At 41.8% G+C, this 13652-nt stretch carries 9 protein-coding genes; 5 read left to right on the top strand and 4 right to left on the bottom strand.

Annotation, left to right across the window (positions count from 1 at the left end; translation table 11 throughout):
- Positions 1-9: 9 nt before the first annotated feature.
- From A7P55_RS02435 to A7P55_RS02425, 3 genes are all read right to left on the bottom strand, one after another.
- Positions 10-1395 carry an ethanolamine ammonia-lyase subunit EutB gene (locus A7P55_RS02435; protein ID WP_171550997.1) on the bottom strand — a complete coding sequence of 462 codons (1386 nt, stop codon included), beginning with the start codon at positions 1393-1395 and terminating at the stop codon, positions 10-12.
- Positions 1396-1418: 23 nt separating this feature from the next.
- Positions 1419-2849, bottom strand: coding sequence for an ethanolamine permease (gene eat, locus A7P55_RS02430; RefSeq protein ID WP_171550996.1), 1431 nt, complete (start codon positions 2847-2849; stop codon positions 1419-1421).
- A 208-nt stretch (positions 2850-3057) separates the two neighbouring features.
- Positions 3058-4569, bottom strand: a complete 1512-nt coding sequence (locus A7P55_RS02425; protein ID WP_171550995.1) for an aldehyde dehydrogenase family protein — start codon at positions 4567-4569, stop codon at positions 3058-3060.
- 127 nt (positions 4570-4696) lie between these two features.
- Here A7P55_RS02425 and A7P55_RS02420 point away from each other — a divergent pair, with 127 nt between their 5' ends.
- Positions 4697-5875, top strand: coding sequence for a transcriptional regulator (locus tag A7P55_RS02420; RefSeq protein WP_171550994.1), 1179 nt, complete (start codon positions 4697-4699; stop codon positions 5873-5875).
- 30 nt (positions 5876-5905) lie between these two features.
- Here the strand turns inward: A7P55_RS02420 and A7P55_RS02415 are convergent, their stop codons facing one another.
- Positions 5906-6871, bottom strand: coding sequence for an alpha/beta hydrolase (locus A7P55_RS02415; protein ID WP_171550993.1), 966 nt, complete (start codon positions 6869-6871; stop codon positions 5906-5908).
- Between the two features lie 194 nt (positions 6872-7065).
- Between A7P55_RS02415 and A7P55_RS02410 the strand changes: the two genes are divergently transcribed.
- The 4 genes from A7P55_RS02410 (at position 7066) to A7P55_RS02395 (ending at position 13651) form a co-directional block, all read left to right on the top strand.
- Positions 7066-8778, top strand: coding sequence for an AAA family ATPase (locus tag A7P55_RS02410; protein WP_171550992.1), 1713 nt, complete (start codon positions 7066-7068; stop codon positions 8776-8778).
- An 11-nt stretch (positions 8779-8789) separates the two neighbouring features.
- Positions 8790-9152 carry a 5-carboxymethyl-2-hydroxymuconate Delta-isomerase gene (locus A7P55_RS02405; protein ID WP_171550991.1) on the top strand — a complete coding sequence of 121 codons (363 nt, stop codon included), beginning with the start codon at positions 8790-8792 and terminating at the stop codon, positions 9150-9152.
- Between the two features lie 240 nt (positions 9153-9392).
- Positions 9393-12185 (top strand): type VI secretion system Vgr family protein, encoded by a 2793-nt coding sequence (locus tag A7P55_RS02400; protein WP_171550990.1) that lies wholly within the window; start codon positions 9393-9395, stop codon positions 12183-12185.
- Complete coding sequence (locus A7P55_RS02395; RefSeq protein WP_171550989.1) at positions 12182-13651, top strand: LysM peptidoglycan-binding domain-containing protein; 1470 nt, start codon at positions 12182-12184, stop codon at positions 13649-13651. Before A7P55_RS02400 ends, A7P55_RS02395 begins: the two co-directional genes overlap by 4 nt.
- The last annotated feature ends 1 nt before the right edge of the window (position 13652 follow it).

Here is a 13652-nt window from a genome sequence, read left to right as displayed (position 1 = left end):
TGATTCTCCTCAATGCATCAGTAACTTGGAGAATTGAGCAGGCATCTGTTCTGCCCAATGAATATGTTGTTGTTGCTGTTTTAAAATACCTTGCTGTTCTAACCAAGATGCAAACTCAGGGGCAGGCTTTAGCCCAAGCAGTTGTCTGAGGTATAGTGCATCATGAAAAGAGGTGGTTTGATAATTCAGCATCACATCGTCTGAACCCGGAATGCCCATAATAAAATTAATTCCCGCCGTACCAAATAGGGTCAGCAGCACATCCATATCGTTTTGGTCGGCATCAGCATGATTGGTATAGCAAATATCACAGCCCATCGGCAGACCGAGCAGTTTGCCGCAGAAATGATCTTCCAGACCGGCTCGGATAATTTGTTTGCCGTCATACAGATATTCAGGGCCAATAAAACCAACCACGGTATTCACCAATAAAGGATTGTATTTGCGCGCCACGGCATAGGCACGCGCTTCAATGGTTTGTTGATCTACGCCGTGGTGTGCATTGCTGGACAGGGCACTGCCTTGGCCTGTTTCAAAGTACATCACATTGTTGCCGAGCGTACCTCTGTTTAAAGCCAGCGTCGCTTCATAACCTTCTTGTAGCATGGCAAGAGAAATACCAAAACCCTCATTGGCTTTCTGTGTACCTGCGATGGATTGAAACATCAGGTCAATTGGAACATTTTTTTCTGCCAGTTGAATGCCTGAACTGATATGGGTCAGAACACAAGACTGGGTCGGAATTTGATATTCCTGAATGACGTGATCGATCAGTTTTAACAGTTCAGATAAATTATGCAGATTATCGGTTGCAGGATTAATCCCGATCACCGCATCACCATTGCCATACATTAAACCATCCAAAATACTGGCGGAAATGCCCAGTACATCATCGGTCGGATGGTTGGGTTGCAGTCGGGTGGATAAATGTCCCTTCAAGCCAATAGTATTACGGAACTTGGTCACCACTTCACATTTGCTTGCAACATAAATCAAGTCTTGATTGCGCATAATTTTACTGACAGCGGCAACCATTTCAGGTGTGAGACCTGCTGCAAGTTGTTGTAGTTTGTCTGTAGTTGCATCTTCACTCAGTAACCAGTTGCGGAAATCACCCACTGTAAAATGTGCAATCGGTGCAAACAGATCAGCACGATGTTCATCAATAATCAGACGGGTAATTTCATCGCTTTCGTAGTCCACCACGGTTTCATTTAAAAAGTTTTTTAAAGGCACATCTGCCAGCGTGATTTGTGCTGCAACTCGTTCAGTTGCATCCTGTGCAGCAATCCCTGCCAGTTGATCGCCAGAACGTAAAGGGGTGGCTTTTGCCAGCAAGGTTTTAAGATCAGCAAACTGATAGTGTTGCTGGGCGACGATTTGACGGTAACGCATGCGCTTCTCCTTAATCTTCCTGATTATTGCTTTTCATCTGCGGTGATCTGGGCAAACTCTTCTTCTGGCGTTCCTTGGATGAGTTGATGGCGGCTATAAAAGATAAAATAGGCAATAAAGACCATATAAATACCTGCTGCAATACACCACACTTTAGGGTTAACGAGAAAACCTGCGACAACTGCGATGGCAGCTAGAATCAAGGCAATACTTGAAGTGAACATACCGCCAGGTGTTTTATAGGGACGGTGCATTAAGGGCCGAGATACCCGCAGTTTAATATGTGAGAGCATCATCAAGACATAAGAAATGGTTGCACCGAAGACTGCAATTAAAATAAGCAAATCGCCTTCTTTGCTTAAAGACAAGAAAAATCCAATGATGCCAGGAATAATAATGGCTAAATAAGGGGCGTGATTTTTGTTGGTTAATGACAGCGATGTAGGTAAATAGCCGGCACGAGATAGGGCGAAAATTTGACGCGAATAGGCATAGATAATTGAAAAGAAACTGGCAATGAGCCCCGCAAGACCGACAAAATTAACAAAGTTAGCTAACCAAGTACCTTGACCATAGACTTTGACAAGGGCATCGACCAAAGGTGCACTGGAGTGTTGTAAGGTACTGGCGCCGGCTGCACCTGCGCCTAAAAATAGAATCAGTAGGGCAAAGGCGGTTAAAATTAACATCGCACCAATCAATCCGCGTGGCAGTGATTTGGCAGGGTCTTTGGCTTCTTCAGCAGCTAAGGGTACACCTTCAACCGCCAAGAAAAACCAAATTGCATAGGGAACCGCTGCCCAAATGCCTAAATAGCCATAGGGTAAAAAGCTGCTTGCGCCAAATTGTTGCTCGGCAGCAATATCAAACAGATTCTGCGAATTAAAATGAGGCAACATCGCAACGATAAAAACAGCCAATGCAATCGCTGCAACCAAGGTGATGGCAAACATAATCTTAAGTGCTTCACCAGCACCTTTCAGGTGGATAGCCATAAAAATCAGATAACAAGCTAAATAAACTTGCCAACCACCAATACCGAATAGAGATTCACAATAGGCCCCAATAAAGACCGCAATGGCGGCAGGCGCAATCGCGTATTCAATCAGAATCGCGGTACCTGTTAAATAGCCACCGAGTGGGCCAAATGCGATACGGGCAAAGCTATAGCCGCCACCCGCTGTTGGCAGCATGGTTGCCATTTCGGACATGGCCAGACATAGGCAGAGATACATCACGGCAACGACTGCGGTGGCAACAAACATGCCACCCCAACCCCCTTGAGCGATACCAAAATTCCAGCCAGCGAAATCACCTGAAATGACATAGGCGACCCCTAAGCCGATCAGTAATAACCAGCCCACGGCACCTTGCTTGAGTTTTCTTTGGGCAAAATAATCTTCAGAAGAGGTTGCAGATGCTGAAAGTGCAGAAATAGGTTCTTGATTGTTCATACAAAGCTCCGTGTATGGGTCTCATCAGCAAGATGCAAAAGCAATGCCGATGTTGCACACCTTGTGCCAAAATTTAATTTTTATTTGCTTTGGTGATTCAGTTTGAGTGAAAAATAGAGGTTTTTTATAAACTAGCATCTGGCGGTTTAAACCCGTATAAACCTTTAAACATAAGGCGTATACAGGTCAGTAAACCGATTTGGATCGCCTAGAAAAAGCCCATGGCTTTGGTTGAATAACTCACCAACAAGTTTTTGGTTTGTTGATAGTGATCGAGCATCATTTTGTGGTTTTCACGGCCTACGCCCGACTTTTTATAGCCTCCAAATGCAGCATGGGCAGGGTAGATGTGATAACAATTGGTCCAAACTCGACCGGCCTCAATGGCACGACCTGCACGATAGGCAGTATGGGTTGAACGTGACCAGACCCCAGCGCCTAAACCATACATGGTGTCATTGGCGATCCGAATGGCTTCATCAAAGTCCTTAAATGTGGTGACTGATAGTACAGGTCCAAAGATTTCTTCCTGAAATACTTGCATCTGGTTATGACCTTTAAAGATGGTCGGTTCGATGTAGTAACCATTGCCGACCTCTTGGCGAACATGCCCACCCAATAGCACCTCAGCACCTTCCTGTCGGCCTGTATCGATACAACGCAGAATTTTTTCTTGCTGTTCCAAGGAGGCTTGGGCACCGACCATGGTGTCGGTATCGAGTGGATGTCCAAGCTTAATTCGCTTGACCCGTTCGATGGCTTTTTCCATAAACTGATCGGCGATACTTTCTTGAATCAAAGCACGAGATGGGCAGGTGCAGACTTCACCTTGATTCAGTGCAAACATGGCAAAACCTTCAAGGGTTTTATCGAGGAAATCATCATCATGATCCATCACATCGGCAAAGAATACATTCGGTGATTTTCCGCCGAGCTCCAACGTCACAGGGATAATGTTTTCAGTGGCATATTGCATAATCAGTTGCCCAACTTGGGTTGAACCAGTAAAAGCAATTTTGGCAATGCGTGGACTGGTGGCTAGAGGTCGACCAACTTCGGCACCATAACCATTGACGATATTGAGGACACCTGCTGGTAGGAGATCCTGTATCAGTTCCGCCACCAATAAAATACCAACAGGGGTTTGCTCCGCAGGTTTGATCACCACACAGTTCCCCGCAGCCAATGCCGGTGCCAATTTCCATGCCGCCATCAAGATCGGGAAGTTCCACGGGATGATTTGTCCAACCACGCCGAGTGGTTCATGAAAATGATAGGCAATGGTGTCTTCATCAATTTCGGAGATACCACCTTCCTGTGCGCGAATACAGCCTGCAAAATAACGGAAATGGTCAATGGCTAATGGGATATCTGCCGCCAGTGTTTCACGGACAGGTTTACCATTATCCCAAGTTTCAGCAACCGCCAACATCTCCAAATTGGCTTCCATACGGTCAGCAATTTTTAGTAATAAATTTGATCGTGTGGTTGGAGAGGATTTATTCCATTCTTGCTTGGCTTTATGGGCGGCATCCAGTGCCAGTTCAATGTCTTCGGCACTGGAGCGAGGAATACGAGTAAAACTTTTGCCATCGACAGGAGAAATATTGTCGAAGTAGACTCCTTTAACAGGGGCAACCCACTGTCCACCAATAAAGTTTTCATATTGGTCTTTAAAATGGATTTTTGAACCAGATTGATTGGGATCAACATAGCGCATATACATACTCCTTTATGTGTTGTGATATTTTTAAATAAAGTACTGGGTACGTTATTGAGAATGACGTTATCGCGTTGAAGGTTGGAAAAAGGTTGGAATTGCATGTAAGGGAATAGGGAAATTACAAATGCATACAAAAAGGGAATTACAGCAACAGCGGACATTGGTTGAGCAACTCAGGTCGCAAAGTAGCCTCAATCCACAGCATGCTGAAAAAATGGAACAGAGTATCGCCAGTTCATGGGAGCGTTCTACACTCGCTGATATTCCTAAAGAACGTTTAGCTGCGCCTTTGCTCGATCAAGTTTCGACTCAAACAGGTTCTTTGGCCTTGGCATTACAGGTTTGCCAACAAGACCTCAAGCATGTTGCAGAGCAGTCAGCGATGGTGCTTGCGGTTGGCGATGTCGGCAGTACTATTATTTGGACAGCATCCTGTACCCAAATGCGCAATGCTGCCGAACGTGTCCATTTTGTTGCAGGTGGGCAATGGCAGGAAGAATTGGTCGGCACCAATGCTCTGGCACTTTCGCTGAAGACGCAGAAATCAAGTTGTGTATTTTCCAATGAACACTATATGGCGTCGGTACATGATTGGGTTTGCTATGCTGCTCCAATCGTAGACCCATACTCCAAACAAGTCTTAGGCGTAGTAGATTTATCTACTACATGGGAAAACCACAATAGTTTAGGTTTATTGGCGGTCGAACGCTGTGCTGCAATTATTCAAATGGCAATGCAGGAGTTACAACAGCAGCATCTGTATCTCCGTACTTTTAATACGGCACAGGTGTTGATCAATGGCAAAAACTTAAGCTTAAGCCCGAGACAAGTGGAAATTCTGGTAATTTTGGCTTTATGCCCGCAAGGGCTGAATTTAGAAAATTTACATCAGGCTTTGTATGGGGAACGTAAAGTCAGTATGGGGACATTAAAAGCGGAGATGTCACATTTAAGAGAGCATTTGGGGGATTTACTTGGTTCTCGTCCTTATCGCCTGAATGTACCAGTTGAGGCGGATTTCCTGCAACTGGAACAAGCATTGGATGCGGGTTATATCAGTACCGCTCTACAAGGGTATACCGGTATTTTCTTAGCGAAAACCGAGAGTCCATTTTTATCAGCTTGGCGGGATTGTTTGGAATCACGTTTGAGTCATGCGATTTTTCAGACACAGGGCAGTGATGCTTTATTAAAACATTTGGCCTATTGTCCAGAAGCGGTGGATGCTGCTGAACGCTTATTAGAGTTATTGCCAGCCTCGCATCCTGCTAAAAATATGCTCAGCAAGTACCAAGACCACTGAGCATTCAGATATTTAAAAGGGTCGTCAGTATTACTGAATTTTTTCTGCTAACCAAGCAAACAGATCCTTATAGACCTGTGCACGCACAGGCGGCGCAGATAAAACCAAATCATGCAGACCATTTTGAATGGACAGTGTTTGCACATCACCTTTCATTTTCTTGGCATTCTGGGTCATGTCTTTGACATCGAGAATCACATCGCTTTGTTGAGCGTCGATTCCCCATTTTCTTGGATTGTTAGATTGATGTGAATGCATGATCAAGGTCGGCACATTTAAGCTCACACCTTGATGAATTTCTTTTTGCGCTTCGTGAATTGCCGTGACAAAAGACAAGTGTACAAAAGGCATGGTTTTTGGTTTCCAATCCAGATTGAAATCCCACTCACCATAAAAATCTTTATGTAAGCTTGGGGTATACCATTGATTTAGACCGCTTGGAAATTTGCCATTCGGCAAGCGTTTACCCACTTCGCTGAGCAAGGGAATCCCTACTTTTTTCTCAAGCACACTTTTATAGAAATCATAGAATGGACTGTTGTTCCAGACCGCTTTGATTAAGCGATGATCTGGATAATGTGCCGCATATAAGGTGGCAATTAGGCCACCGGTTGAATGGCCTGCCAGTAGTACTTGATTGTGATTCTCTTGACCGATAATTTCCAGTGCTTTGCTGATCTCGGCATCGTATTCACGTAAATCAAGCACATAGTAGAATTTTTGGTGTGGCAGGCGAGAGCGACCATATTTTCTCAGGTCAAGGGCGTAAAAGTCGTAGCCATGCTGATTAAATTGTTCAGCCATTTCTTTTTGGAAAAAATAGTCTGCAAAACCATGAATATATAAAACTGCTTTTTTGGTCGCTTCAGCAGCCTTCTTGCGAACCAAAGTAGCAACAACTTTTCCATCATAATCATCAGCGAAATTTAAGGTCAGTTGCTGATAATCTTCACCTAGTATATCTGGTTGATATGTATAGAGATTTGAAGTAGTCATTTTTATAGATCAAGTCTGAATTCATTAACAACCACATTAAATGAAAACCCTTGGATGTCAATGCAATTATGCGACATCAAGCGTTCAACAATGTTGGAGGTTTGATGAGGAAATGCGGCTAGATTTCGTATTGCATTTTTATTTTAGACAAAAAATCGTTAAGCTATGCGCTGTTGTTTTTGACTGAAGAAATTATGAAACAAGAGACTGCACTCAAGTTACTTAAAGCTGGGGAAAATGTTTTTTTAACGGGCTCAGCTGGTGCAGGTAAAACCTATACGCTTAATCAATACATCCATTATCTCAAAGCGCGTAAAGTGCCTGTGGCGATTACCGCATCGACAGGGATTGCGGCAACCCATATGAATGGTATGACTATTCACACTTGGGCAGGGATTGGAATTAAAGATCGTTTGAGTGATGATGACCTCAAGCGAATGAAAGAGCGTAAATACTTAAAAGAGCATTTGGAAAATGCCCAAGTTCTGATTATTGATGAAATTTCCATGTTGCACGCCAAGCAACTGAATCTGGTCAATCAAGTCCTGAAATACTTTAAAGAAAGTGATGAGGCCTTTGGTGGGATTCAGGTGATTGTAGCAGGTGACTTCTTTCAGTTACCGCCTGTTGGTAAAAAGGATGAAAGCAATCGCGATAAATTCTGCTTTATGTCTGATGCTTGGGTCGAAGCGAAATTCCGTGTCTGCTATTTAACGGAACAGCATCGTCAGGATGATGAAATCCTCAATCAGATTCTCAATGCAATTCGGGCACAGAATATTCAAAGCAACCATATTAGTGCTTTGCAACAATCGCGGCAGCATGATATTGGCGAGACCTTTACCCGTTTATATACGCACAATATGGATGTCGATAATATTAATTATCAGCACCTGAATGAAATTGACAATGAAAGCCATCAATTCAATGCAGTTGTCGATGGCAACGAAAAGTTGATGGAAACCTTAAAATCATCAGTGCGTGCGCCTGAAGAACTCACCCTAAAGAAAAATGCCAAAGTCATGTTTGTTAAAAACAACTTTGATATGGGCTATATCAATGGCAGTTTGGGTGAAGTCATTGGTTTTGAAGAAGACGATAAGCAGGGCATTTTACCTAAAGTGAAGTTGACTGATGGCACAACCTTCTTGGTTGAGCCAGAAACATGGTCCATTGAAAATGAAGCAGGTAAGGCGATTGCCAGTTTTCAACAGATTCCGTTGCGTTTGGCTTGGGCGATTACCATTCATAAAAGTCAGGGTATGACTTTGGAAGCTGCAGAAATCAATCTCAGTAATACCTTTGAAAAAGGTCAGGGTTATGTGGCTTTATCACGCTTAAAATCTCTGACAGGGCTGAAGCTGCTTGGCTTTAACGAGCAGGCACTTGAACTAGATAGTCTCGCAATCAAAGCGGATCGCCGTTTTCAGGAATTATCGACTGAAGCAGAAACCAACTTTGAAAATATTGATTTAACCACACAGCATAATGCTTTTATTCGGCATTGTGGTGGCACATTGAATGCCACTGAAATTGCCCGTAATGAAAAGAAAATCGCCAAAGGTGCGAAACAGAATTATGCCGCTGCGACCTTGGATGAAACCCGTACTTTATTTGAAGAGGGTTATGAAATTGAAGATATTGCACATGAGCGTGGTTTAACCCCTGCAACGATCATCAATCATTTGGCACGTTTGCATAAAGAGCAGGGTCTGGATATTTCAGTTGCCAGTCCAGGCGATGAAGTGATTGAAGAAGTGCGTAAGATTTATAAGCGTTTGCATAAACGTAAAAACCCTGAACATTTTACTGATGATGGTTCGATTAAATTGCGTCCCATTGTTGAAGCCACTAGTCCGCGAATGGCTTATGACCAAGTCCGTTTAGCTTTATTATTTGTAGAATAGGAATCATAAAAATGCCGCATTTAATTGCAAACTATTCGGCTAATTTAACTGAACTAAACCCGCATCAATTATTAAAAGATGCAAATATCGCATTAATTGAAACGGATTTATTTGTCGCACATGATATTAAATCTCGTGCATTTAAAGACGAGATATTTTTAATTGGTTTGAATGAAACAGAAGAAGCCTATATTCATTTAAAACTGTATTTATTGAGTGGCAGAACGCAGGCTCAAAAACAAGCTGTTGGTGCGGCATTGTTGCAGCGACTGCAGCAAAAAAGCTATATCCAGTCTGAGCTCAGCTATCCGATACAGTTGTGTGTTGAAGTGATTGATATGCCGAAAGAAGATTATTTTAAGGCTACAGTCTAAGGCTGAATGATTGCTGTTTTATCAAATAGGGAGAATTGGCCTTATTTGATAAAACATTTTGGTTTATATGTATTTTTATTTAATCCTGTAAAAAAAATTATTAATCATTATTTTAAGCGCTTAGACTAAAATCCTCTGTTTATTGTAGGCTTTGTTGCAAGAACGTAACATTAAAAATATAGACAGATTTGTATGCTGTTTATAAAATAGCGTAAATTTTAGTTAATATTTTATAAAATAATGTTGAGTAATATATTTCAGGCCTTGGACAATTTGGGCCTTACTGCACAAAAGCGCGCAATCCATATTCAATTTTCTAATCAAAACTTAAATACTCAAGTCTTCCTACAACGTATTGATGGTCAGCATCAACTCAATGATGGATTTAAGGCAGAACTGATTTGCCTGTCGACCAATGCGACCATTCCACTCAAACAATTTATTGGTAGCCAAGCGGCAATTGATACGGTGACCGATCAAGGTCAATTGACCCGTGTCACAGGGATCATTACTCAAGCCTTACAAGGGCAATCGGATGGTAGCTTAACCGTCTATAAGCTGACTTTAGAAGATCCCACCGCACTGTGGAAACAACGCCGTAACAGCCGTGTGTTTATGAACAAGAGCGTGCCTGATGTCGTGCAACTTATCTTCAAGGAGTGGCAGCAAAAGAGTTCCTTATTTGCGTCAAGCTTAACTTTGGACTTAAGCGGACTGAGCCAGAACTATGATATCCGTCCCTTTATTATGCAATATAATCAATCAGATGAAGATTTTTTAACATCTTTGATGCGTAGCGAAGGGATTAGCTGGTTAATTGATGAAGCCGAACGAATCGTTCCGCAAAGTCGCGCTGCGATTCAGCCGCAAAAACTACGCTTGATTGATGACAATAGCCAATACCAAGCGCTAGACAGAAGAACGATTCGTTACCATCGCAGCAGTGCGACAGAGCAATATGACAGCATGACCAGTTTGGTCGGGCAACGCAGCTTACAACCGAGCAGCGTGCATGTACAGCGTTGGCAAGCCGATGTACTGGAACAGGAAGATGGCGCAGGCAGTGTGCAGAGCACACATAAACACAGTGCTCAATATGACAATGCCAGTCTTGGTCTAGAACAAGCATGGCATTTCTCACCGGCATGGATGCAAGATCTGAATGGTGAAGATGGGGCAACCGCATCGGGCAATGCACAGATCGAAAAACTGAATCAAAATCTCGGTCAATATTACGACTTACAATCCAAACAATTTATCGCCGATACCACCGTCCGCGACACGCATGTGGGTTACTGGTTTGAATTGGCTGAACATCCTGAAATTGATCAACATGCTGGCAGCGATAAAGAATTCCTGATTACAGGCAAAAACTTCTATAACCAAAACAATTTGCCCAAAGATCTACATCAACAGATCAATCAATTATTAGCACAAAGTAATTGGCAACCCACTCAATCTAATAATGATGAACGCCAAGCCAATCAACTGACGCTACAACGCCGCAGCATTAAAACCGTACCTGAATTTAACCCTTTACAACACCGCCCAGCCGCCTCACCGCAACGAGCTAAAGTGGTTGGGCCAAGCGGTGAAGAAATCCATGTCGATGAATGGGGACGAATTAAAGTCCGTTTCCTGTTTACTCGCAACGACGATCATAGCCACGATGGTGGTGCAGGTGCCAATGACAATGACACCGATTCAGCTTGGGTGGATGTACTGACGCCTTGGGCTGGTGAAGGCTATGGCGCACGCTTATTACCGAGGATTGGTGAGATTGTTGTCATCGACTTCTTTGATGGCAATATCGACCGTCCCTTTGTGGTGGGAAGAATTCATGAAGGTCATCGTAGCCCGACCAAGTTTGACAATGCTGGTAAGCTGCCAGACACCAAGAAACTGGCGGGGATCAAATCGAAAGAGTACCAAGGTGAAGGTTTTAACCAACTCCGCTTTGATGACACCACAGGACAGATCAGTGCTCAACTACAAAGCAGTCATGCCGTCAGCCAACTGAATCTGGGTAAACTCAGCCATCCTAAAGACAAAGCCGAAAGTGAAGATCGAGGCGAAGGTTTCGAGTTACGTACCGACCAATGGGGTGCAGTGCGGGCAGGCGAAGGTCTTCTCGTTTCCACCTATAAACAGGATCAGGCCCAAGGTGAACATTTGGATGCCCAAGTCGCTAAACAGCAGCTAGAAGGCAATCAAAGCAATGCCAAGGCACTGAGCGAAGTTGCCAAGAATCAGCAAACCGATGAAATAGAATCGCTGGATCAACTGAAAGAGTTTGCGGAACAGATTCAAGAAAAAATCGCCCAGTTTAAAAAATCATTGCTATTGCTGAATTCACCAGCAGGGATTGGCCTAAGTACCAATGAAGATATTCATTTATCGGCAGATGGACAGATCAATCAGTTTGCAGGCGATAGTATCAATCTAAGTACACAGAAGAACCTGATTACGCATGCGCAAAACAGAATCAGTGTATTCGCTGCGCAGAATGGAATTAAACAGGTGGCCGCCAAAGGTAAGTTTGAAGTTCAGGCACAATCGGATGGCATGGATTTACTTGCCAAGCAAGGTATCCAGATTATTTCGACTGAAGACCGTATTGAGATTAGTAGCCCTAAAGAGATTGTGATTACTGCGGGCGGTTCTCAGATTAAGTTGAATGGCTCAGGGATTTTCCCTGTGACCAGTGGGAAGTTTGAGGTGAAGGCGGGACAGCATTTGTTTATGGGTGGGGCGAAAGCTCAATATGAATTACCTGTTTTGAAAGGGGCGGGAGATACAACGAAATTTAGCTTAAGAGCAGATTTATCCTATTATTCCACTAATCTAGAGTATCAAAATACTCATTATAAATTCCTATCTAGTAAAGGCTATTTTTATGCTGGGAATTTAGATGAAAGGGGAAGAACAAAGAGGGTATTTGGTACGGAAAGTGAAAATTATTCATTGTTAATTGATGTTGAAATTGATGTTGAAGAAGAATTTTTAAAAATTCAATTGGATGATAAGAAATGAAATTAAAGCTTTCATTTAAATTTATATATGCAAATTGTGACGAGGGTGTTGCTAATATTGAATATAGAATAAGAATGTATCCAACAGTCTATCCAAAAATTGCAAGTACTTTGACAAAAGGTGGGGAAAAAACTGATAAAAATGGATTATCCAAAATTTTTGAAATCAATGGATTTAGTGGTTATATTTATGTAGAGGTAAAAGGGCTTCCAACTAAGCATAAAGAATGGAAGCTTATAAAAAAACTTAATGTTGATACTGGTGCCTATATATTAAGATCTATTGTTTATGAGGAAACTATTAAAGCTAGAGTTCCTGTTGAAAAAGTTGGAATTTTTAAAACAGATGTAAAAGGAAGTAGTGGTAATAAACGAAGTGATCTTTATGAGGTTAAGTCTGGAGATACATTGGAATCTATCGCTAGGAAGTTTAATAAATCTAAAGAGCTTTTAATGTCGAACAATGGTTTAGCGCATGAGTTTAAAATATATCAAGGACAAAGACTCTATATTGGTGATAATCCTATAAAAATTGCTGATCCAAAACTTATTGGCCCTGATAAAAAAATGTTTATTAAGTCATCTCATATTGTTAGATCAGGTGATACATTAAGTTCTATAGCTAAAGAGTACTCATTAAATGTTGATGAAATAGCTTTTGATAATAAAATAAAAAAAATTGATACTTTGAATGTAGGTCAAACATTGGTATTAAATAATCGAGATTATTTCAAAAATGCATTTGCAAGACAAGAAATAGATATAGAAATCAAGAGAAGAGCTTTTTACGGAAGTAATAGTGGTTTTCCTGTACAAATGGCACTTCAAGAAAAAGCTACGCAGGCATCAGTAAGTTTAGGAACAGATTTTTTTAATTTCGTTGGGAGCTTTGAATTAGGTTTTGCATATGATTTAAATGGTAATAAGATGCTATATGTATCTACTATTGAGCAAATAGATTTATCTCAGAATTTAATAAATAATATAGTATCAGATGTTCAAAGTGGTAAAGGTACCATTTACGAAATTATTGAAAGCTATCAGAAAAAGGGGCTTGTAAAAAAACGTAAGTGGACTAAAGAAGAAATTAAAAAACATCTTAAAAGGCTTTCGTTCAGCATAGGCGATTCTGTAGTAAGAACAAATGCCCAACATGTAGAAGATCTCACTGGATCTGGATATAGTATTACTAACACTGTTAAATTGCCTATTGCGGATTTGAGCAGAGTACATACAATAGCTGAAACTGCTGATGGACGTACTATACGTGGAAAAGGCTATGGTGCAGCAGCATCAATTGGATCGAAGAAAGCATCTTCTATCTCAAATGAAAAAACTCATCTATCAGCATCATTAGCACAATCACAAACTTATGGATTATTAATCATTGATCCATATAGACGTTTTTCTAAAAAGCATTTTGATAGAGATCCTATTGTGGAAATAGATTTGATATCTAAGGATTAAT

Source organism: Acinetobacter sp. Ac_5812 (assembly GCF_013072695.1).
In the GTDB taxonomy this organism is placed as follows: domain Bacteria; phylum Pseudomonadota; class Gammaproteobacteria; order Pseudomonadales; family Moraxellaceae; genus Acinetobacter.
Note: the sequence above shows the minus strand (reverse complement) of the source record. Positions and strands in the feature narration are given on the sequence as shown.